This is a genomic window from Pseudomonas sp. AC211, assembly GCF_979258055.1.
Map to the genome: position 1 here is coordinate 2,020,316 of NZ_OZ409830.1, position 22,894 is coordinate 2,043,209.

The following is a 22,894-nucleotide window of genomic DNA, read 5'->3' on the forward strand; positions in this document are numbered from 1 at the left end:
TCAAAAGCATCGCGGCGAAGCCGCTCCCAAAGGGCATTGAGAACCTGTAGGAGCGGTTGGGCGGCATTCCGATTAGCCGCGATCCCTGGAAACACAGCTATTCAGATAATTCTAAAAAAGCATCGCGGCTAAAGCCGCTCCTACACGAGGGTGAATACCTACGCCAACCGCGCACCGTTAGGCAACGCATGCTCAAAGCTGGCCAAGACTACCCGATTTTCCCCGTCATACGCGCCGGTCACCAGCACCTCGGAGCGCACGCCCGCGATGGACTTTGGCGCGAAGTTGCACACGCATAGCACCTGCTTGCCGATCAGGCTTTCGGCGCTGTAGTGGTCGGTAATTTGTGCGCTGGAGGTCTTCAGCCCGAGCGGGCCGAGATCGATTTGCAGCACATAAGCCGGCTTACGTGCCTTGGCATTGGGTTCGGCGTGGCAGATGGTGCCGACGCGTAGCTCCACGCGCTCAAAGTCTTGCCATTCGATGGTGTTCATAGCAGCTCCAGGGACACTGATCGGCGCAGTGTAGGCAGCGCCCCGGAGTCTGTCTGTCGCCAGACTCGCGGCCATTGTCGCCAGGCTCTCGCCGTTAGTGCGCGCGCCGCAGTTGCCGGGGCGTGGTGCCGACATGCCGGGCGAGGGCCGCCGTGAAAGCGCTTTGCGAGCTGTAGCCGACCCGCTGCGCCACCTCGCCGACTGGCAGCGCGGTGTCGCGAAGCAGGTCAATGCCCTGTTGCAGTCGACGCTGGCGAACGTAGTCCATCGGCGTTTGCCCGGTTTGTTGGAGAAACCGGGCGTGAAAGCGCGCTGCCGACAAACCGCTGAGGCGCGCCAGGTCGGCGACCTGCAAAGGGTGCGCGGCATGCTGGTCAATGTAGCGATCAAGGCTCGCCAGCGGCAGTTCGCCAGCAACAGGCGAAGCGGAGGGCGCGCTGGCCAGGCTGGCTAGTAGCAGCGCCGCGCCTTGCTGGGCGATGACCGGGTCGGCAATCGGGCTGGCGATCAGCCAATTCACCAACTGCTGTTGTGCGCCGCCGAGGGTCAGCGTTTGCGGGCGGTCGAGCAGGCGTTGGCCATTATCGGCGTGGGCGCCGAGGCGACTGCGCAGCCAGTGGCTGTCGGGCACATCGAACACCATGCAATCGCTGCCTTCACGGCTTTCGCAGGCGTGGTGCGAGCCGCTGGGAATCACCAACAGCTGTTGGCCGCGCAGCAGGCTGCCGTGGCCTTCCACTTCAAATTCCAGGCGACCGTTAAGGCCGAAGACAATTTGCGCGTGGCTGTGGCTATGGGCGATCAACTCATCGCTGTAATGGCGCAGGGACAAAATCGAGTGCATGGCGGGCTCCTCAGCACAGAGGCGCAGTTTACCGATGTGCACCTTTGGGGGAAGCGTTGTCATCAGTTTGTCTTGGGCATGTCACACGCAGGTCACCCGCAGCCTTCAACCTCCATTAAACCCTGCCGGAGGCCGCGCCCATGAGCAGCGCTCAGCTCGTAAAACCCAGCCGTAAGCAACGTGTACGTACCCTGTGGATTTCCGACGTGCACTTGGGCACGCGCGATTGCCAGGCCGAACACCTGTCGCAGTTTCTCAAACGCTACCAGGCTGACAAGGTTTACCTGGTAGGCGACATCATCGACGGCTGGCGCCTGCGCAGCGGCATCTTCTGGCCTCAGGCCCACACCAACGTGATTCGCCGGCTGCTGACCATGAGCAAGCGCGGCACCGAAGTGGTGTACGTCACCGGCAACCACGACGAATTCCTGCGTCGTTATTCCAAGCTGATTCTGGGCAACATTCAGTTGGTCGACGAAGCCGAGCACATCACCGCCGATGGCCGTCGCCTGCTGGTGATCCACGGTGACCAGTTCGACGTAATTACCCGCTACCACCGCTGGCTGGCCTTTCTCGGCGATTCGGCCTACGAATTCACCCTCACCCTGAACCGCTGGCTCAACCACTGGCGGCGCAAGTACGGCTACGGCTATTGGTCGCTGTCGGCGTACCTGAAGCACAAGGTGAAAAGCGCGGTGAACTTCATCAGTGACTTCGAAGAAGCCATCGCCCACGAATGCAACAAGCGCGGCTTCAATGGCGTGGTGTGCGGCCATATTCACCATGCCGAAATCCGCCAGATGGGCGAGGTGGAATACATGAACTGCGGCGACTGGGTGGAAAGCTGCACCGCGCTGATCGAACACCTGGACGGCAGCATCGAGCTCTATCGTCTGGCCGACGACCACGCCCGCCAAGCGCAGCAAGCCGCTGCGGAACAGGCCGCAGGCGACGTGGCCACCGCCGCCCTTGGTACCGTGATGGCGACGCCGCCGGTCGTGGCTGCCGATGCAGCCGCCCGCGAAACCACTGCATGAGGATTCTGATCGTCACCGACGCCTGGACGCCGCAGGTAAACGGCGTAGTCACCAGCCTGCAAGCGCTCATCGCCGAACTGCGTGGACTGGGCCATCTGGTCAAGTTGCTGTCGCCGGCTGACTTTCGCCACGTGCCGTGCCCCACTTACCCAGAGATTCCGCTGGTGTGGGACCTATGGCGCGTCGGCCCGGCGATTCGCGACTTTCGCCCCGACTGCGTACACCTCGCCACCGAAGGCCCGCTGGGCTGGACCGCGCGGCGCTGGTTGAGCAAACGCGGGCTGGCGTTCTCCAGCGCCATTCACACGCGCTTTCCCGAATACGTGCACACCCGCTGGCCGCGCATTCCGTTGGCCTGGGGCTACGCCTACCTGCGCCGGTTTCATCAACCGAGTCAGGCCGTGCTGGTCAGCACCGAGCGGCTGCGCAGCGAGTTCGCCGGTTGGGGGCTGCAACGCCTTGGACTGTGGAGAAAGGGCGTCGACCTCACGCGCTTTACGCCGACCCTGCACACGCCGGGGAAACTGGTGTTTCTCTATGTGGGGCGGGTCGCGCCGGAGAAAAATCTGGACGCGTTTTTGCGCCTGGATCTTCCCGGCGAGAAACACGTGATCGGCGACGGCCCGCAGCGTGCCGAGCTGCAAAGCCGCTACCCGCAGGTGCGTTTTCACGGTTATCAGCACGGCGCTACGTTGGCCCGGGCGTATGCCGAAGCCAGCGTGCTGGTGTTTCCCTCGCGCACCGACACCTACGGGCTGGTGATGCTTGAAGCGCTGGCCTGCGGCACGCCGGTGGCAGCGTTTCCCGTGGCGGGTCCGCTGGATGTGCTGGAGCAGGGCGTTAGCGGCGTGATGGATGAAGATTTGCGCGGCGCGTGTCTGGCAGCGTTGAGCCTGGATCGGCAGCGCTGCGCCGAGGCGGCGCAGAAGCAATCGTGGCGGGCGTCGGCGTTGGAGTTTTTGGCGCAGCAGCCGCTGATTGATGGGGAAGTGGTTGAGCCGGTGGTTGAAAAGGCTCTGCTGAACTAACCGCTTTTCGTAGGAGCCAGCTTGCTGGCGAAGCCTTGGGGAACTGAAATCAAGGGCTTCGCCAGCAAGCTGGCTCCTACGAGCACCGCGTGATTTACACGATCACCTTATCGCGCAACTTCTCCGCCGCCAGGTTCAGCGCCTGAATCACGCGCTCTTTGTCGTAGTTCTGAATGCCGTTGGTATCCAGATACATAGAGAAGCCTGGCAATTCGTGCTCCACATAGCTGGACGCAGCGCCCAGGTCGCGACGGAAGTCGACCACTTGGTAAATCTGCACCGGGCGGGTGAAGCCTTTGACGGTGATCTGGCCTTTATCGCGGCACATGATCACGTCTTTGATCAACGAGTAGGTCTCGTGGGAAATCAGAATCTCCCCGGACTCGGCGGCGCTTTCCAGGCGGCTGGCGAGGTTCACGTCGCGGCCGATGATGGTGTAGTCCATGCGCGTGTCGGCGCCGAAGTTGCCCACCGTGCAATAACCGGTGTTCAACCCCATGCGAATTTCCAGCGGTTTGGTGATGCCCTGCGCTCGCCATTGTTGGCGCAACACTTTCATGTGCTTGCGCATGGCGATGGCCATGGACACGGCGTTCACCGCATCTTTCTTGGCGCCCTGGCTGGACGGGTCGCCGAAAAAGACCATCACGCAGTCACCAATGAACTTGTCGATGGTGCCGCCGTATTTCAGGGTGATCTTCGACATTTCATTGAGGTAGGTGTTGAGCAGATCGGTCAGCGCTTCGGCTTCCAACTCTTCAGACAGCTCGGTAAAGCCCTTGATGTCAGAGAAAAACACCGTGAGCTTTTTGCGCTGGGTTTCCAGGCGCACGCTTTTCTTGCCGCTGAAGATCGATTCCCACACCTGCGGAGACAAGTATTTGGCGAGGTTTCGCGCCAGGCGTGCGGCTTTTTCCTGCTCGCGCTTGATTTCGTTGCGCGCTACGTCCAGACGCAGCCCTTGTTGGTGCACGAAATAGGCGGTGATGCAGATGTACAACGTGCTGAACACCACGCTGATCAGCGACACCAAGGTGGGCGTGGTGGCTTTGACTTCCGGCTGCACGATGACGCTGGTGAGCACCACGCCGCTAACGGTAATCAGCAGGGCCAGGCCCAGGTAACGCAGGCCGCCAATGATCAGCGCGCTAAACACCAGCGTTAGCACGATCATCAAACTCGGCACCACCGAAAAACCCAGCAGGGCAATGGCGGCGCCGCAGTGCAGCGAGTCGATAAACAGCAACACCAAATCGGTTTCGCGCGCGTGCTCGCGTTTGAAACGCTGGCTCAGGTGATGGGCAAGATGGGGATAAAGCAGGGCGTAAGGCACCATCCAGAGGATGTTGTAGCCGAAATACTGCACAAAGGTGCCAGCCGCGATGCTGGCCGCCATGGCGATATAAGCCAGCACCCGCGAGTAGTACTCGCGCAGAGGTAAAGAAGGTAAGTCAATCGGACGATCGATACTGGCTGACTTCATAGCGTTGACACGATCCCTGCTGGTTTTCTGACGTCTCTGTAGGACGTCTTCGCTCTCTGCAAAACAGAGGCCATGCTTTTGGTTGGTGCGGGATCATAACCAGCAAAAGATGGACCGCCAATACCGCCCGCCGAAAGGCTGGAGACAAGGGCTCCAGCGGTCGGTGATAGCACTATGGTTTCAGATCGATGGCTCGGTTACAGCCTTATAAACCGAGTTTTTTGGCTGGGCAAACAGGCGCCGCAGCATCGGTTCGAAGAACTCCAGCGGCAGGTGCTCATAGGCCGGGTCGAAAGCGGCGGCATCGTACTTGGCGCAGAACTCAATAGTGCGCAGGTACTGCGGGTGGTCCTTGAATTGCTCACGCAGCAGCCGGTCCATGCCCAGGTGATGAAAGAAGTAATAACCCTGGAAAACGCCGTGTTTCTCCACCATCCACAGGTTTTCCTCACTCACAAACGGCTTGAGCATGGCTGCGGCGATATCCGGGTGGTTGAAGGTGCCAAGGGTGTCGCCGATGTCATGCAGCAGCGCGCACACCACGTATTCCTCATCGCGGCCATCACGGTGGGCACGGGTGGCGGTTTGCAGTGAATGGGTCAGACGGTCGACGGGAAAACCACCGAAATCGCCATCCAGCAGCTTGAGGTGCGTCATCACCCGGTCGGGCAACAGCTTGGCAAACGCCATGAAATCTTGAGCGATGATCGCCCAGTCCTCGGCGGTTCCGTCTTGCATATGGGTGAAGCGGGCGTGAGCGTTCATCAGGTTCTCCGCGATTGTTTTTGTTTTTTTAGATGAAAGTTGCGTAACGGGTCTGAGCGAGGGCCAGGCAAGGCGAAAGTGGGTGAGAAAAGCGGAGTTGGCTGTAGCCAATGAGCATTTTCGAATCCCGCTTTCAACGCCGCATGGCCGAAGATCTGCCACGTCTTAACGGGTCTGAGCAAAGGCCAGGCAAGGCGAAAGTGGGTGAGAAAAGCGGAGTTGGCTGTAGCCAATGAGCATTTTCGAACCCGCTTTCAACGCCGCATGGTCGAAGATCAGGCCCGTTAAAAGGGAATTCGGCCGGTGAAGGCATCTTTGAGCATCACCCAATCTCCGGCGAGACTCCACAGCGGATAGTCAAAAGTAGCGGGCCGATTTTTCTCAAAAATAAAATGCCCCACCCACGCAAACCCATAACCGGCGAGCGGCATGGCCAGCAGCCACAACCACTGCTGCGTAAAAAGGGCATAGCCAAGAATGCTCAGCACCAACAGGCTGCCAACGTAGTGCAGACGGCGGCACACCGGGTTGCTGTGCTCTTGCAGGTAGTAGGGATAGAACTGCGCAAAGCTGGTGAAGCGTTCGGCGGTTTGCGTGCTCATGGCACACCTCCTGTTGTTTTCTTAGGTATGGCTGTCTGTAGGACACGGTGCACTGAAGTGTAGGTCGAGTGTCTTCGTGGGCCAGTGACAATCAGCGCCACTTTAGTATCCTTGCGCTCGTTCCGCCTTCGCGCGGCTCCCGTGACTAGAACAAGAACTCTTGCATGAGCGAACGTACGACTTCTTCGAGTTGGGTACTGGCCATCGTCAATGGGCTGGAAATGGGTGGCGTCGATTGCCGTCAGCTGTTTGCCGAGCTGGGACTGGATTACCAAGCCTTGAATGACCCCGATGCGCGTTTTTCCCAAGACGGCATGACCCGCGTCTGGGGCCGCGCGGTGCAGCTCTCCGGCAACCCGGCGATTGGCCTGAACCTGGCCAAGGTGGTGCGCCCGGCGTCGTTTCATGTGGTGGGCTACGCGTGCATGTCCAGCCGCACGCTGAAAGAAGCCTTCACCCGCCTGGTGCGTTTCCAGCGAATCATCGCCGAAGGCGCCGACCTCAACTTCCGCCCGCTGCCTGAAGGCTACGCCTTGACCCTGGCGATTCACGGTGATCGCCTGATTCCGGCGCGGCAGAGTGCCGAAGCCTCGTTGGCTTACACCCTGTCGTTTTGCCGTTGGATCACCGGCAAGGAATTGCGCCCGCTGAAAGCCTGCTTTCAGGGCGAACCGCCGGCTGATCTGGCGCCGTATCAGCAAGTGTTCCAGGCGCCGCTGCAATTCAACGCCGAGCACTACGCCCTGGTGTTTGAGCGCGCCGACCTCGACGCGCCGATCCCGAGCGCCAACCCGGCACTGGCGCAATTGCATGACCGCTTTGCCGGCGAATACCTGGCGCGCTTTTCGGAAAGCCGCATGACCCATCAGGCGCGCCAATTGCTCTGCCGCTTGCTGCCGCAAGGCGAGCCCAAGCGCGACACCGTGGCGCAGGCGTTGCACCTGTCGCAACGGACCTTGCAGCGCCGCTTGCAGGAGGAGGGCACTAGTTTTCAGCAGTTGCTCGACGACACCCGCCGCGAGCTGGCGGTGCAGTACCTGGCGCAGCCGGAGCTGACGTTGTTGGAGATTGCGTACCTGCTGGGATTTGCCGATCCGAGTAATTTTTTCCGCGCATTCAGGCGCTGGTTCGACAGCACGCCGGGGGAATACCGGGCGCAGATGTAGCAGTTACCGCGGCGCTCAAGCTGTCAAAGCGCCTGAAGGATGGCCGGGAAATCCGGCCGCTCTGCCACGTTCGGCGTCACACAGGCGCGCTGCAACTGCCACAACCGCTCCGGCGCCTCGCCGCAGCGTTCCAGCAATTCCTCCAGCAAACAGCCAAACGCTCGCGCTTCGATGCGTTGCAGCGCGTGGCCCTGCGCGCTTCCTGGGTCGAAGAACGAGGCGGCGCCGAAGTCGCCGAGCAGGCTGTGGCCGGCGTCGTTTACCAGCAGGTTATGGGCGTAGAGGTCGCCATGCAGAATGCCGTTGCCATGCAGGTGGGCGGCCGCCGATGCCACGGCGCGGGCGATGGCCACGGCTTGCTTCAGCGTAAAGCGGCGCGCTTCGGCATAGCAGTCGCGGATGCAGCTGGCTAACGACGGCGGCCCGGCCAACACTCGGTAGTCTGCATTGATGCGTTCCAGCAACAGGCCAGGCGGCGCGCCGGCTTGCGCCTGAAGGGGGCCGGCCACGCCGATCAGATTCGGATGATTGCCCGCCGCCAGGCATGCGGCCATTTCACTGTGGGGCAGGCCGTCGCTGGTGACCTCGCCGCGAAACAACTTGGCGGCCATGGCGCGCGGCGCCTGGCCCGGCGCTTGCCACTGCGCCGCGTGAATCACCCCCGAGGCACCTTCGCCCAACACGTCGCCTAGCTGCAACTGCGCCCGGGCAATGGCCGCCACCGGGTGAGCGGCCAACACCGAGCGCTCTGCGACATCACTGGCCGGATTGCCGGCATACGCCAGCCACGCCAGCTGCGGCAACTCCAGCAACCAGCCAGGAAGATGCTCGAAGCGGTTGGCGGCGATACGCAGCAGTTGCAGGTTGGAAAGAGCGCTCAGGCTTTCGGGTAGGACGCTCAGGCGATTGCCCGCCAGCATCAGTTTTTGCAATCGCGGCCGCTCGCCCAGTTCAGCTGGCAAGTCGCTCACTTGGTTGTCGCTCAGAATCAGCCAGCGCAACCGAGTCGGCAACGCAGCCGCCGGCACATGGGCGATGCGGTTGGCCTTGAAACCGACCATCTCCAACTGCGCGCAATCACCGAGCACTTCGGGCACGTGGGTGAACGGGTTGTCGGAACAGAACAGCACCTTGAGCTTAGGCAGGCGCGGCAAATCCGAGGGCAGGGCGGTGAGCTGGTTGCCGGATAAGTTGAGCACTTCCAGGCTGTCGGCCAGCGCAAAGATCTCGTCGGGAAACTCAGTCAGCCCGCAGGACAAATCCAGCCGCGTAATGCCAGCCAGCTCGCCCCGGCGCAGTTGTTCAAGCGTATGCATAGAAAAGAGTTACACGCGTATAGATTCCCCTCTCCCGTTTCGGGAGAGGGGCTAGGGGTGAGGGCAAAAACCGAATGTAGGTTGGGTTGAGCAAAGCGAAGCCCAACGAGTTACGGATTAGTTGTCATACCCCAAATTCGGCGCTAACCACCGCTCGGTCACGGCCAAGTCCTGGCCCTTGCGCGCCGTGTAGCTCTCGACCTGATCCTTATCCACCTTACCCACCGCGAAGTACTGCGCCTGCGGATGGGCGAAGTACCAGCCGCTGACCGCTGCCGCCGGGAACATGGCGTAGTGCTCGGTCAGGAACACGCCGCTCACGCCCGCTTTGTTCTCCTCGGCGGCCGGGTCGAGCAGGGTGAACAGCGTGCCTTTCTCGGTGTGGTCCGGGCAGGCCGGGTAACCGGGGGCAGGGCGGATGCCCTTGTAGGCTTCCTTGATCAGCTCGTCGTTGCTCAGCGTTTCTTCCGGGTCGTAGCCCCAGTGGGTTTTGCGCACTTGTTGGTGCAGCCACTCGGCGCAGGCTTCGGCCAGGCGGTCAGCCAGGGCTTTGACCATGATCGAGTTGTAGTCGTCGCCGGCGTCTTGATAAGCCTTGGCCACTTCCTCGGCGCCGATGCCAGCGGTGGTGATAAACCCGCCCACGTAGTCGGTGACGCCGCTGCTTTTCGGCGCCACGAAATCGGCCAGCGAGAAATTCGGCTTGCCGTCGGTTTTGATGATTTGCTGGCGTAGGTGATGCAGCTTGGCCAGCGGTTTGCCGTCGTCGCCGTACAGCTCGATGTCGTCGTCCTGCACCTGATTGGCAGGCCAGAAGCCAAACACCGCGCTGGCTTTGATCAGCTTGCCGTCGATGAGTTTGGTGAGCATCTCGCGGGCGTCTTTGTACAGCGCGGTGGCCGCTTCGCCGACCACTTCGTCGGTGAGAATGCGCGGGAATTTGCCGGCCAGGTCCCAGGAGATAAAGAACGGCGTCCAGTCGATGTACTCGGCCAGCACGTTGAGGTCGATGTCTTCCAACACCTTCACGCCGGTAAAGGTCGGCACGCTGGGCTGGTAGCTGGCCCAGTCGAACTGCGGCTTCTTCGCCACGGCGGCGGGGTAGCTCAGGCGCTCGGTGCGGGCGCTGCGGTTGGCGGTGCGCTCGCGTACTTCTACGTAATCTTTGCGGGTGCTTTCGACGAAACCGGCTTTCAGTTCCTTGGACAGCAACTGCGTGGCGACGCCCACGGCGCGCGAGGCGTCGGTGACGTACACCACGGCATCGTTCTGGTACTTGGGCTCGATCTTCACGGCCGTGTGCGCTTTGGAGGTGGTGGCGCCGCCGATCATCAGCGGCAGGGTGAAGCCCTGGCGCTGCATTTCGCGGGCGACGTGCACCATTTCGTCCAGCGACGGCGTGATCAGGCCCGACAGGCCGATGATGTCGCACTTCTCGGCAATCGCCGTTTGCAGAATCTTCTCTGCCGGCACCATCACGCCCAGGTCGACGATGTCGTAGCCGTTACAGCCCAGCACCACGCCGACAATATTCTTGCCGATGTCGTGTACGTCGCCTTTCACCGTCGCCATCAAAATCTTGCCCTTGGCTTCAGGCTTGTCGCCTTTTTCCAGCTCGATAAAGGGAATCAGGTGAGCCACAGCCTGCTTCATCACGCGGGCGGACTTCACCACCTGCGGCAGGAACATTTTGCCAGCGCCGAACAGGTCGCCGACCACGTTCATGCCGGCCATCAGCGGGCCTTCGATCACCTCGATGGGCCGCTTGCACTGCTGCCGCGCTTCTTCGGTGTCTTCGACGATGTGTGTGGTAATGCCTTTGACCAGCGCGTGTTCCAGGCGCTTGCCGACGGTCCAGGAACGCCACTCTTCGGTTTCCGCTTCTTTAACGCTGCCGTCGCCCTTGTAGTTGTCGGCGATGGCCAGCAGGGCGTCGGTGCCGTTGGGCGTGCGGTTGAGCACCACGTCTTCCACGCGGTCGCGCAGCTCGGCGGGAATCTGGTCGTAAATCTCCAGCTGGCCGGCGTTGACGATGCCCATGGTCAGGCCGTTTTTGATCGCGTAGTACAGGAACACCGAGTGAATCGCCTCGCGCACCGGGTTGTTGCCCCGGAACGAGAACGACACGTTGGACACGCCGCCCGAGCTCAAGGCGTAGGGCAGGTGGTCGCGGATGTAGGCGCAGGCGTTGATGAAGTCGACGGCGTAGTTGTTGTGTTCCTCGATGCCTGTGGCCACGGCAAAAATGTTCGGGTCGAAGATGATGTCCTGCGGCGGGAAGCCGACTTGATCAACGAGAATGTCGTAGGAGCGTTTGCAGATTTCGATTTTTCGTTGTTCGGTGTCGGCCTGGCCGAGTTCGTCGAACGCCATCACCACCACCGCCGCGCCGTAGCGCTTGCACAGTTTGGCGTGGTGAATGAACTGGTCGACGCCTTCTTTCATGGAAATCGAGTTGACGATGCCCTTGCCCTGAATGCACTTGAGGCCCGCTTCGATCACTTCCCACTTGGAGGAGTCGATCATGATCGGCACGCGGGAAATGTCCGGCTCGGAGGCGATCAGATTGAGGAAGGTGACCATCGCCTTCTTCGAATCGAGCATGCCCTCGTCCATGTTGATGTCGATCACCTGGGCGCCGGCTTCCACCTGTTGCAGCGCCACTTCCAGGGCTTCGGTGTAGTTGTCCTCACGGATCAGGCGGGCGAACTTGGCGCTGCCGGTGATGTTGGTGCGCTCGCCGACGTTCACAAACAACGACTGACGATCGATGGTGAACGGCTCCAGCCCGGAGAGGCGGCAGGCTTTGGGAATATCCGGAATCACGCGCGGCTTGTACTTGCCCACCGCCTCGGCGATGGCCTTGATATGCGCCGGCGTGGTGCCGCAGCAGCCGCCGACGATGTTAAGAAAGCCCGAAGCGGCAAATTCTTCGACCACCACGGCCATTTCCGCCGGGCTTTCGTCGTATTCACCAAAGGCATTCGGCAAGCCGGCGTTGGGGTGAGCAGACACATGGGTGTCGGCCTTGCCGGCCAGTTCTTCCAGGTACGGACGCAGTTCCTTGGCGCCGAGCGCGCAGTTCAAACCAACGGAAATCGGCTTGGCGTGGCTCACCGAGTTCCAGAACGCTTCGGTGGTCTGGCCGGAAAGGGTGCGGCCGGAGGCGTCGGTGATGGTGCCGGAAATCATGATCGGCAGCTCGAACCCCACTTCTTCATAAACGCCTTGCACGGCGAAAATTGCCGCCTTGGCGTTGAGGGTGTCGAAAATAGTTTCGATCAGAATCATGTCCGCGCCGCCTTCGATCAGGCCGCGGGTGGCTTCGGAGTAGTTCTCCACCAGCTCGTCAAAGGTGACGTTGCGGTAGCCGGGGTTATTGACGTCGGGCGACAGCGAACAGGTGCGCGAGGTTGGGCCAAGCACGCCGGCAACGAAGCGCGGACGGTCCGGGGTCTCCAGGGTTTTCGCATCCGCCACCTGGCGCGCCAGACGGGCGCCTTCCACGTTCAGCTCATACACCAGCGCTTCCATGCCGTAATCGGCTTGCGACACTTGCGTAGCGTTGAAGGTGTTGGTTTCCAGAATGTCGGCGCCGGCATCGAGGTAGGCCTTTTCAATGGCCTGAATCACATCGGGGCGGCTGAGCAGCAGCAGGTCGTTGTTGCCCTTCACATCGCTCGGCCAGTCGGCGAAGCGCTTGCCTCGGTAGTCTTCTTCCTCCAGGCGATAGCTCTGAATCATCGTCCCCATCCCGCCGTCGAGAATCAGAATGCGCTCGCTCAGGGCGTGCTGAAGAGACTGGAGTCGGGCTTGGCGATCGGACATGTAGGCATTACCTGAAAAGCGCGGAATTTAGTGGGCGCGATAATAGCAAAGCTGCAACGGGCTGGAGCACATGGCGGGTTTACATGAATTTGGCTCATGTTGGAGCTGCTCCACTCCCTGTAGGAGCCAGGTTGCTGGCGTACCGTGCGCACACCGGCCTGAATATCGGCTGCGGCATTCGCCCGCAAGCTGGCTCCTACCAAACCAATTAGCGGGCGCCCGCGATTACAAAAAAACACCGCGAAACCCCTCGCCGTCGGTGCCTGGGGCCGCGCATATCGTTAGACTCGCGGCTTGAGATTTCAGGATGTTTCCATGTCATACCGCTCCTACGTCGCAGCCGTCTTATGGTTTTTTGCCATGGGTGCCGACGCCGACTCCATCTCCTACAACCGCGACGTTCAACCGATCCTCACGGAGAAGTGCGTGGCCTGCCACGCCTGCTATGACGCGCCGTGCCAGCTGAACATGGGCAGTGCTGAAGGCGTGTCGCGCGGGGCGAGCAAAATTCCGGTGTACGACGGTGGCCGGACGGTAGCGGTCGACACCACGCGCCTGTATCTCGATGCCCACAGCCCGGCGGCGTGGCAGCGCAAGGGCTTTTCGTCCGTGCTCGACGCCCAGGGCGGCCAGGCCGCGTTGATGGCGCGCATGTTGGAACTTGGACAGCAACACCCGGTAGAGCCCAACGCCAGGCTGCCCGAGAGCATTCAGCTCGGGGTAGAGCGGCCAAATTCCTGCCCCACGCCGGGCGAATTCGACGGTTACGCCAAGACGCATCCGCTGGAAGGCATGCCGTTGGGCGTGACGGGGCTGACGGCGGGTGAATTACAGACGCTGCAACAGTGGCTGGCCGCCGGCGCGCCGCTGGACCAGCAGGCGCTGGTGGCCAACGGTATAGAACTGGCGCAAATCAAGCAGTGGGAAGCCCTGTTCAATGCCCCAGGCGCGCGCGAGGGTTTGGCGGCACGTTGGCTGTACGAGCATTTGTTCCTGGCGCACCTGTACTTCCAGAACGGCGACAACCGCCATTTCTTCCAAGTGGTGCGCTCGCGGACGCCAAGCGGTACGCCGGTTGATCTGATCGCCAGCCGCCGACCGAACGACGACCCCGGCACCGTCTTCTATTACCGCCTGATTCCGGTCCAGGGCGTGATCGTGCATAAAACCCACATCACCTATCCGCTCAGCCCGCAAAAGCTGGCACGGGTGAAGGAGCTGTTTTACGGCAATGACTGGCAGGTTCAGGCCTCGCCGGGGTATGGCCCGCAGCGTCGCGCTAATCCATTCGATACCTTTGCCGCCATTCCGGCGCGGGCGCGGTATCAGTTCATGCTGGAAAACGCCGAATATTTTGTGCAGACCTTCATTCGCGGTCCGGTATGCCGGGGCCAGATCGCCACGGACGTGATCCGCGATAACTTCTGGGTCATCTTCCAGGATCCCGACCACGACCTGTTCGTCACCGACCCCAACTACCGGGGCCAAATCACCGAGAAGCTCGCCTTGCCCGGTCAGCTCGACGACTTGGGCGCCACCTTGAGCCTGTGGCGGGCGTACCGCGACAAACGCAACGACTACGAAAACGCGCGCAAAGATGCTTACGCCGACGCGCCGGCGCCAAGCTGGTCGCACATCTGGGCGGGCAACGACAACGCCGTGTTGTCGATTTTCCGCAACTTCGACAGCGCCACCGTGAAGAAGGGCTTGATTGGCGAGGTGCCGCAAACGCTGTGGTGGATGGACTACCCGCTGCTGGAGCGCACCTATTACCAGTTGGTGGTCAACTACGACGTGTTCGGCAACGTCTCGCACCAGGCGCAGACGCGGCTTTATTTCGACTTGATCCGCAACGGCGCCGAGCAGAATTTTCTGCGCCTGATGCCGGCCGACGCGCGCGACGAGATACTCAGCGACTGGTACCAGGACGGCGGCAAACTGAAGATGTGGATGGACTACCAAGACATCGACGACGACAGCCCCACGGGCTTGTTCCTGCCGGAAGCCAATGCGAAAAACATCTTCGCCAAGCAACTGATCCAGCGTTGCGCCGGCTTCAACATGCGGCCCGACCCGATCAACCGCTGCGCCGACGCCAACTGTTACCGCCGCAACTTCCCGAAACCGCAGCAAGACGCCGAGCAGGCGCTTAGTCGCCTGACCAACAAACCGGCGGCCGGGCTGAAAGTGATTCAGGACCTGCCCGAAGCGACCCTGTTGCGCGTGGAAGAAGCAGACGGCAGCTACGACGTCTACAGCCTGCTGCGCAACCGCGCCCACAGCAACGTGGCCTTCATGATGGGCGAGAGCCTGCGTTATCAACCCGGCCTGGACACGCTCACCGTGTACCCCGGCGTAATGAGCAGCTACCCGAACTTCATGTTCAACGTGCCGGTGAAACAGGTGCCGGAGTTCGTCGCGACCCTGGAGCGCGTGCGCGACGACGTGGCGTTTGAACAAGTGGTGCAGCGCTGGGGCATCCGCCGCTCACATCCGCAGTTCTGGCAGTACTTCCACGACCTGGACCGCTACATCCAGCGCACCGAGCCAGTCGAGGCGGGGGGTTCTCGACATGAATAGGTACGAGAATTTATAGGCTGCGAAACCCGCCTTCCTCCTGTGGGGGCGGTTGGGCGGCATTTCGATTAGCCGCGATTCTTTGGATATTCGAGATCCAACAGCATCGCGGCTAAAGCCGCTCCTGCGGGAATGTGTTTCTGCGGCATCATTAGCGCTTCCCCCTGATTTATGGACCTTTTCCCCCGCCGTTACGGTCAACCCTGTAACGCGAGGTGGCGCGCCGTGGTGTCGGTTTGCCATGTGCGCGCCGGGTTCTGGCGCCTGACGGCGTCGTGGTTGGGAGCAGCGGATTTATGCTGATTTCAGTGCAAGCGCTAAGGGCGCTGGCGGCGTGGTTGGTGGTTGGTCATCACATCATGCAAGTGTTCTTCGATTTCAAAGCCGACAGTGCGTTTGGCCAATTTTTTATCGACAAAGGCGCCGTGGGCGTCGACATTTTTTTTGTGATCAGTGGCTTTGTCATCTACCTCTCCACCCAGGGCAAAGATATTGCCGCCGGGCGCTTTCTGCTCAATCGCGTGCTGCGAATCGTGCCGGCTTACTGGCTTTTTTCGTTAATGGCGGCCTTGCTGATTGTCTACGCCCAACCCGTGATGCCGGGACAAAGCTTCGAGCTGCAGCACTTCGTGCTATCGCTGCTGTTTATACCTGCCGACAACCCTGGCGGCTTCGGTCTTTACCCCCACCCTCAGCGTGGGCTGGACCCTCAACTACGAGATGTTCTTCTACCTGCTGTTCGCACTTGGCTTCAGTGTGCCGGAGCGCTACCGGCTGTGGCTGATTGCCGGTGCGCTGTTTCTGATTGGCACGGTGGCGACTCGGGAAAGTTGGGTGAGCGATTTCTACCGCAACAGCATCGTTTATGAATTTCTGTTCGGCATCGTGCTGGGCATGGTGTATCAGCGGGGTTGGATTCAACCGGGGCGCTGGCTACCAGTTATGGTCATTGTGGGGTCGTTATTGACCATCTATCACCTGGACACCGCCGTGCGCATGTTGCATTGGGGCGTGCCGAGCGCCTTGATTGTGGCGAGCTGCATTTCGCTGGAAAGCTATTTCCGTGGCAGTCGCGTGCTCAAGTCGCTGGGCGATTGCTCGTACTCGGTTTACCTCGTGCACGTGCTGGTTCTGTCGCTGGGCTGGTACCTGACGCAGCGCTTCGACTTGAACATTTATTGGGTGATCGGCGCCTGCATTCCGGCTATCGTGCTCGCCTCTTGGGGGAGCTACGAGCTGATCGAGAAGCGCTTTTTCCAGCAAGCCAAAGTCTGGCTGGACGATCAGAAGCCCCTTACGAACAGATCGGCTATTCCTGACTGATTTACTAGGGCTTTATTCGCCCGCCCCATGGGCGTAAACTGCGCCCATGTTTGCGAGGAGTTGCCATGACTGCCATCACCATTACTGAAGCTGCCCACGATTACCTAGCCGACCTGCTGAGCAAGCAGAGCACCACCGGCATCGGCATCCGCATCTTCATCACCCAGCCGGGCACCCAATACGCTGAAACCTGCATCGCCTATTGCAAGCCAGGCGAAGAGAAGCCAGACGACCACGCCGTAGCGTTGAAAAGCTTCACCGCTTATATCGACGCCTTCAGCGAAGCCTTCCTTGAAGACGCGGTAGTCGACTACGCCACCGACCGCATGGGCGGCCAGCTGACCATCAAGGCACCAAACGCCAAAGTTCCGATGGTTAACGAAGACAGCCCCATCAACGAGCGCATCAGCTATTACCTACAGACCGAAATCAACCCGGGGCTGGCCAGCCACGGCGGTGAAGTTAGCCTGATCGACGTGGTCGAAGACGGCATTGCCGTACTGAAATTCGGCGGCGGCTGCCAAGGTTGCGGACAGGTTGACCTGACTCTTAAAGAAGGCATCGAGAAAACCTTGCTCGAGCGTATTCCCGAGCTCAAAGGCGTTCGCGACGTGACCGATCACACCAACAAAGAAAACGCCTACTACTAAATAGCGTTCGATGACAAAAAAGCGGCCCTCGGGCCGCTTTTTTCATTTTTGCAGGTTCGTTTCTGCCCCCTTCACTGGGGAATCCGTGGAGTTTTAGCTTCGTTCTGCAAAGCTAATCGGAGCCTTCATACAGGCTCTAGGTCGTGCTTTTCATAGGGTTTATGTATTGAGCCCTAGGGGAAGAAACGCCATGAACAAACACTGCTTTCGTCTTATTTTCAGCAAGCCTCTGGGCTTTTTTATTCCCGTCGCCGAAATCACTCGCGCCCAACGCAAACCTGGGCAGCGGCAGGGGCCTGCTGCTAGTGCAGTTGCACCTAAACCGCCGGCTTTTTCGATTAAGCATCTCGCACTTTCTATGTGGGTGGCCGCTGTTCCAAGTTGGGCCACCGCAGAAATTTTGCTGGATCGCAGCACCGGCGCCACGGTATCCAGCGCCGTCAATGGCGTGCCCGTGATCGAGATCGCCAAAGGGGGCATTGTTGACGAGGTGCGATACCTGCTCAATACAAAGGAAGATATTCAAACGCGCGTCAAAGGTTACTCCACATCGATCATTATCGATGGCAACGGTCACAAACTGCCTGTTTCGGCTGATACCGTCGGCGCGCTGGGAAAAGACGATCCGCTTAGTCCGGGTGAAAGTACCCCCCACCTTACCGGCACCGAAAACGATCCCCATAGCGAAGGTCCAGAAACAGCAAAGCCCAACCATATCTGGGAAGCCTACAATAAAAAGATGATTAGCATGGAGGCTGCCGAGTTTCTGTCTCATGTGAAAAACAAAGTCGAGTATGACTTGCAACTGGGGCCAGTTTTTCTGGGTGAGGCCCATAATTTACCTTCGGCGTGGTTACTGACGAAGCAGTTGTTATCCGACGGGGCGTTAAAGCGAGCTGTCTTGGAGAGTGTTCCGATCTACGACTCGTATGAGCTCGCGGATAATGCGGCTGTCGAACAGGCGCTGGCAATGAAAGGTTATTCATCGCTGGATGATTATTTTAGTAATTTCGACTTGCTGGAAAAAGATACTACCGGTTATAAAATTATCAAGCAGGAGTTTGCCGCTGAAGTAGCAAAAATTAATCGCTATTATGCTGGGCTCTTGCGGTCGGACGTACTGAATAACGATATCAGATTTGACTTTATTGACAGTGGGCGATTGGAGGACCGACCCGCCAATGATCTGGAGGAAATAACCGTGCGAAATATCGCGATGGCTGAACAACTAAATAGTGATCTTAAATACAAGCTGCCGGGTGTGCTTGGAATATTCGGCGCCGAGCATCTGCGCAGGCACCCGACTCATAACAATACGGCGGGTCCGGCCGTTCAGGAATTGGTGGATCTACCGCAGTACAGAACGTATGACTTAACGCCGTTATTTAACGATTATTCAACCGGAAAGGATCTGTATCGGTGGTCGCAGCTTAGTGATAGCCGGCCCCTGGATGCGGGAATATCGGAGGCGACCCCTTACAAACCTTCAGGCGCCAACATTGGGGAGCCTATTCAAATTAGAAAATATAAAAAACCAACTGGTACTCAACGCAGCAGGTGAGCATGCGCAGCCGGCAATAGATCAAGTCAGAGCAAATTATCCATCCACCTCTATCGTCTTCGATGCTCAGGAAGGGGGCAATCTCGAATATGTCGACGGTGCGGCGGCAAGCACTTCTCGCGAGCGGCTGACGAAGGTATTTCTTTGCCGATAAAGAGCCCGCTCTATCCGATAAGCACCGCTGGTTAACACTGGCCAGTAATAAATTGTACCGAGCCCCCAAATACTTGAACCTCAAGGAGTTTCATCTAACGGCTCAGGGCACATTCGAGTTCGTCCCCCCCGGCTCGCTGTCCAACCCAGTGCCGTTTAATGATCCTACGCAGTAGGGACCGCAGGACGCGTTAAAGCGGCGTAACCACGCGCCGCTCCCTGGCCGGCCATAGCATCACCAGCGCCAACGCTACTAAGGGCAAGACACCGAGGTTGATGGCGGTCCAACCCAGCCCGGTGATCAAGGCACCGGAGGCAAATGAGGCACAGGCGGCGACGGAACCGTTGACCAGTTCCATGACGCCTTGCGCCTGACCACGTTCGCTTGGGGCGTGACCTTCTGCGAGCAAGGTGGTGCCCGCGATCAGTGCCAGGTTCCAGCCCAGGCCGAGCAGGAATGAACTCACAAGAAAATGCCCGTTTGCTCAGGCCGACGAGCGCGACCACGGCGCTGGCGAGCAAAATGCAGCCGCCGAGCACGGCGACGCGGCGGCTGCCGAGGCGGTCTACCAGCGGACCGGCGACAAATGCTGGAAGAAACATGCCGAGCATGTGCCACTGAATGACGCCCGCGCCCACTGCCACATCAAAGCCACAAAAACTCATGGCCAGTGGCGTGGCGTTCATTACCAACACCATCAAGCCGTGGCCGATAGCGGTGGTGGCAACCGCTGCGCGCACCACTGGCCGTGCCAGCAGTTCGCGCATGGCGGCAAAGCCCGCTTTGCCTGGCGCCGGCGCGGCACCTTCGCGTAATCGGCTGAGCAACAGCAAGCCGAAAGTAGCGAGCGCCGCGATGGCCAAATACGCCCCCACATACGGTTTACTCAGCACGGTGCGCGACCACAACGCCAAGCTGGGTGCCAGCAAAGCCGCAAGCACACCGCCTCCGACGACATACGCGGTGGCACGGCCTTTCTGATGTTCGTCTACCGCTTCCAGCGCGGCGAAACGGTAGTACATGGCCGACGCTTGATAGGCGCCGATGGGCAAAGCGCCGAGGCAGAACACGATGAAGTCGCCCACCCAAACGCCCAACGCGCTGAGTAAGCCGCCCGCCACGCCACAAGCCGCACCGAGCATCAAGCCCGGTCGCCGGCCGTGACGCTGCATAAACAGCGACAGCGGCTGCACGGCCAGCAAATTGCCGAGCACCAGCAGCGCCAAGGGAAGGGTGGCCAGCACGTTGCTCGGCGCCAGTTGCAAACCGACCAGCGAGGTCAGGGTGATGCCGATGAGCGAGCAGGACCAATACAGGGCCTGGCCGGCGAACAGCAGCCGAACGGAGGCATTACGCAGCAGCAACATGATGGTGTTTCCTTGGCGGATGGTGACGTCAGCTGGCGTTGGCGCAGCCAGCTGGTTTGTGCACGCGTTCGGTGGAAGCGGGGTTGTTGAGCAACTTGGCTGCCGGGCGGCGAGGGCGTTGCAGCAGTTCGCCGCCGCAGTTCGGGCATTTGCCCTTGAGGTGGGTGTCGGTGCAGTCCTGGCAGAAGGTGCATTCGAACGTGCAGATGCGCGCGTCTACCGAGTCGGGCGGCAGGTCGCGGTCGCAGCATTCACAGCTTGGGCGTAGTTCGAGCATGGCGTAGTCCTTACGTGGGTGGCTTTGAATGAGGATGGCGGGCGCTTATAGCGCCGGCTCGCGCAGTGGGGCGTCGCCAAAGCGCTGCGAATATTCCTGGGGGCTGACCGCCAGGTGGTTGTGAAATGTGCGCCGCAGGTTTTCCGGATGGCCGAAGCCGGTCAGGCGCGCCACGGTGGCAATCGAGGCTTGGGCGTCTTGTAGGAGCAAGCGCGCCGCTTCAAGCCGCACGCGCTCGACATAGCGCCCCGGGCCCATGCCCAATTCCTGGGTAAATACGCGCGACAAGGTACGCGGCGTCATTTTCGCCTGGTGCGCCAGGGCTTCCAGCGACAAGTCTGCCCCGATGTTGGCGGGCAGCCAGTCGAGCAGCGCAGCCAGGCGCGGCACGCGGGTCGGTTCCGGGGTGAGCAGGGCGCTGAACTGCGTTTGTCCACCAGGACGACGCAAAAACATCACCAAGCGCCTCGCGACGCTCAAGGCCATTGCTCGGCCCAGGTCGGCTTCAACCAGGGCCAGCGCCAGGTCGATACCGGCCGTGACGCCCGCCGAGGTGAACACATGGCTGTCGCCGTCGAGATTGCGCGGGTCGAAGGTGTGCAGGCGGTCGCTTTCGATCAGCACCGAGGGAAACCGGCAGCGCAGCTCGTCGACGTCGGCCCAATGGGTGGTTGCCTGGCGGCCGTCGAGCACGCCAGCGGCGGCCAGTATCAGTGCGCCGGAACAGATCGACCCCCAGCCGCCGCACCTGCGGCTCGGCCTGGCGCAGCCACTCAAGCAACGGCGCGGCGAGCATTTGCTCGTTAACGCCGAGGCCGCCGGGCACTAGCAGGGTGCTCTAGCTGCGCGACATTCAGCGTTTGCCAGGTGCGGTCCACACACAGGCGCATGCCGGCAGACGTGGGCACGGGCGCAAGGTCGGCGCCTACCAACAGCAACTCATAAAACGGCGGCAAGCCCTGTCGCCCGCGCTCGACGTTGGCCGAGGCGAACACTTGCATGGGGCCGGTGACATCCAGGCTCATCACCTGCGGGAAGATCAGGCAGGCGACGGTGCGCAAGTGGTTGGAATGAGGAGGCGTGGCCATGGGGGGCACCTTCTTGACGAGGGTGCCATTCTGTCGCGCGATGGGCTTGGCAACAATGACAATAAGCCCACAGATCTTGCCAATTTATTGGGCTTGTAGGAGCCAGCTTGCTGGCGAATCCTGGACACTCCGATGTGGAGATCGCCGTTTCCAGGGTTCGCGACCAAGGTCGCTCCTACAAAAAAACAGCGCTGGGCAGCCGCCAGCGTTTGGTCGGTACATGTCCCTCATTGCGGATTCAGCCGCTCCAAAACCGCATCAACGTAGTCTCTTCATCCCGCAAACCTTGCGGCTGCGCGACTTGTTCAACGAGGCCAATTCACCTGCAATGAAGTGTTCCAGCACGGCCGGATGCACGTAGCACTTGCGGCAGATGGCAGGGGTGTTGCCGAGCTGGCTGGCGACATCTTTGATCACTTCGTTGACGAGGCGTTTTTGCTCGGTGGCCGAGCGTTCCTCGTGGGGCAATTGGCGCAGGCGGTCGAGGGCCAGGGCGGTGCCGGCCCAGGTGCGGTAGTCCTTGGCGGTGAAGTCGCTGCCGCTTTGTTCTTGCAGATACTGGTTGATATCGGACGAGGTCACGACACGGCGCTGACCGTCGTCGTCCAGGTATTGGAACAGGTGCTGGCCTGGCAATTCGAGGCAGCGGCGAATGATTTTCGCCAGGCGCGGGTGCTGCAGGCTCACTTCGTGCTCGACGCCGCTCTTGCCGCGAAAGTGAAAGCGGATGCCGGCGCCTTTCACGTCCACGTGGCGGTTACGCAGGGTGGTCAGGCCGAAGGATTTGTTGTCACGGGCGTACTGCGTGTTGCCGACGCGAATCAGGGTCGAGTCGAGCAGGGCCACCACCGTGGCGACCACTTTGTCATGGCCAAGCCCCGGCAGTTGCAGGTGTTCTTCGGTGCGCGTGCGCAGTTTCGGCAGGGCGCGACCGAATTCCAGCAGACGCTCGTATTTGTCGGCGTCGCGAATTTCGCGCCAGCGCGGGTGATAGCGGTACTGCTTGCGCCCACGGGCGTCGCGGCCTGTCGCTTGCAGGTGGCCTTGCGGGTCGGGGCAAATCCATACGTCTTCGTAGGCCGGCGGAATGGCCAGCTTGTTGATGCGCTGAATCACGTCGGCGTCGCGGATGCGCTCGCCCTTAAGGTCGAAGTAGACGAACTTGCCGCGCAATTTACGTCGGCGAAAACCCGGTTGGCTGTCGTCAACGTAGTGCAAGTCGGGCGGCAATGCGGGACAGAGCAGGGTGCCGGTGTCGCCGCCTTCATCATCGGGGAGCGGCCGTTCGCCTTTGGCCAACGGCAATACGTCGGGCTTGATTGCGCTGGTCATGG

Annotated in this window: 12 protein-coding genes and 6 pseudogenes; 7 read left to right on the plus strand and 11 right to left on the minus strand. The window is 60.5% G+C overall.

Annotated features, from left to right (window positions below):
* Positions 1 to 158 precede the first annotated feature (158 nt).
* Together ACZZZP_RS09730 and ACZZZP_RS09735 are read right to left on the minus strand one after the other, a co-directional pair.
* Entirely contained in the window at positions 159 to 494 is a 336-nt protein-coding gene (locus ACZZZP_RS09730) for a tRNA-binding protein (protein WP_463382555.1), read from the minus strand.
* Positions 495 to 588: 94 nt separating this feature from the next.
* Positions 589 to 1,338 (minus strand): helix-turn-helix transcriptional regulator, encoded by a 750-nt coding sequence (locus ACZZZP_RS09735; RefSeq protein ID WP_463382556.1) that lies wholly within the window; start codon positions 1,336 to 1,338, stop codon positions 589 to 591.
* A gap of 140 nt (positions 1,339 to 1,478) precedes the next feature.
* Between ACZZZP_RS09735 and ACZZZP_RS09740 the strand changes: the two are divergent.
* Positions 1,479 to 2,285: pseudogene (locus tag ACZZZP_RS09740) on the plus strand (UDP-2,3-diacylglucosamine diphosphatase); the annotation flags it as partial.
* An 86-nt stretch (positions 2,286 to 2,371) separates the two neighbouring features.
* Entirely contained in the window at positions 2,372 to 3,403 is a 1,032-nt protein-coding gene (locus ACZZZP_RS09745) for a glycosyltransferase family 4 protein (protein WP_463382557.1), read from the plus strand.
* A gap of 94 nt (positions 3,404 to 3,497) precedes the next feature.
* Here the strand turns inward: ACZZZP_RS09745 and ACZZZP_RS09750 are convergent, their stop codons facing one another.
* From ACZZZP_RS09750 to ACZZZP_RS09760, 3 genes are all read right to left on the minus strand, one after another.
* Positions 3,498 to 4,886 (minus strand): adenylate/guanylate cyclase domain-containing protein, encoded by a 1,389-nt coding sequence (locus ACZZZP_RS09750; protein WP_122453149.1) that lies wholly within the window; start codon positions 4,884 to 4,886, stop codon positions 3,498 to 3,500.
* A 180-nt stretch (positions 4,887 to 5,066) separates the two neighbouring features.
* On the minus strand, positions 5,067 to 5,651 hold the full coding sequence (locus tag ACZZZP_RS09755; RefSeq protein WP_122498357.1) for an HD domain-containing protein: 585 nt from the start codon (positions 5,649 to 5,651) through the stop codon (positions 5,067 to 5,069).
* A gap of 284 nt (positions 5,652 to 5,935) precedes the next feature.
* Positions 5,936 to 6,253, minus strand: coding sequence for an Mpo1-like protein (locus ACZZZP_RS09760; protein WP_122498359.1), 318 nt, complete (start codon positions 6,251 to 6,253; stop codon positions 5,936 to 5,938).
* Between the two features lie 164 nt (positions 6,254 to 6,417).
* Between ACZZZP_RS09760 and ACZZZP_RS09765 the strand changes: the two genes are divergently transcribed.
* Positions 6,418 to 7,419 carry an AraC family transcriptional regulator gene (locus tag ACZZZP_RS09765; protein WP_463382558.1) on the plus strand — a complete coding sequence of 334 codons (1,002 nt, stop codon included), beginning with the start codon at positions 6,418 to 6,420 and terminating at the stop codon, positions 7,417 to 7,419.
* Positions 7,420 to 7,442: 23 nt separating this feature from the next.
* Here the strand turns inward: ACZZZP_RS09765 and ACZZZP_RS09770 are convergent, their stop codons facing one another.
* Complete coding sequence (locus ACZZZP_RS09770; protein ID WP_463382559.1) at positions 7,443 to 8,735, minus strand: leucine-rich repeat-containing protein kinase family protein; 1,293 nt, start codon at positions 8,733 to 8,735, stop codon at positions 7,443 to 7,445.
* A gap of 117 nt (positions 8,736 to 8,852) precedes the next feature.
* A complete protein-coding gene (gene metH, locus ACZZZP_RS09775) occupies positions 8,853 to 12,563 on the minus strand; it encodes a methionine synthase (protein WP_463382560.1) in 3,711 nt (1,236 codons plus the stop codon).
* 315 nt (positions 12,564 to 12,878) lie between these two features.
* Between metH and ACZZZP_RS09780 the strand changes: the two are divergent.
* The 4 genes and pseudogenes from ACZZZP_RS09780 to ACZZZP_RS09795 all read left to right on the plus strand — a co-directional run bounded on the left by ACZZZP_RS09780 (position 12,879) and on the right by ACZZZP_RS09795 (position 18,674).
* Positions 12,879 to 15,159: pseudogene (locus ACZZZP_RS09780) on the plus strand (fatty acid cis/trans isomerase).
* Between the two features lie 277 nt (positions 15,160 to 15,436).
* Positions 15,437 to 16,463: pseudogene (locus ACZZZP_RS09785) on the plus strand (acyltransferase family protein).
* Between the two features lie 65 nt (positions 16,464 to 16,528).
* Entirely contained in the window at positions 16,529 to 17,113 is a 585-nt protein-coding gene (gene nfuA / locus ACZZZP_RS09790) for a Fe-S biogenesis protein NfuA (protein WP_122498371.1), read from the plus strand.
* 190 nt (positions 17,114 to 17,303) lie between these two features.
* Positions 17,304 to 18,674, plus strand: coding sequence for an ESPR domain-containing protein (locus ACZZZP_RS09795; RefSeq protein ID WP_463536471.1), 1,371 nt, complete (start codon positions 17,304 to 17,306; stop codon positions 18,672 to 18,674).
* Between the two features lie 344 nt (positions 18,675 to 19,018).
* Here ACZZZP_RS09795 and ACZZZP_RS09800 read toward each other — a convergent pair.
* The 4 genes and pseudogenes from ACZZZP_RS09800 to ACZZZP_RS09815 all read right to left on the minus strand — a co-directional run bounded on the left by ACZZZP_RS09800 (position 19,019) and on the right by ACZZZP_RS09815 (position 22,892).
* Positions 19,019 to 20,192: pseudogene (locus ACZZZP_RS09800) on the minus strand (MFS transporter).
* A gap of 31 nt (positions 20,193 to 20,223) precedes the next feature.
* Positions 20,224 to 20,472, minus strand: a complete 249-nt coding sequence (locus ACZZZP_RS09805) for a DUF1272 domain-containing protein (RefSeq protein ID WP_463382563.1) — start codon at positions 20,470 to 20,472, stop codon at positions 20,224 to 20,226.
* Positions 20,473 to 20,517: 45 nt separating this feature from the next.
* Positions 20,518 to 21,560: pseudogene (locus tag ACZZZP_RS09810) on the minus strand (GlxA family transcriptional regulator).
* Between the two features lie 238 nt (positions 21,561 to 21,798).
* Positions 21,799 to 22,892 (minus strand): annotated as a pseudogene (locus ACZZZP_RS09815) (DNA topoisomerase IB).
* Positions 22,893 to 22,894 lie beyond the last annotated feature (2 nt).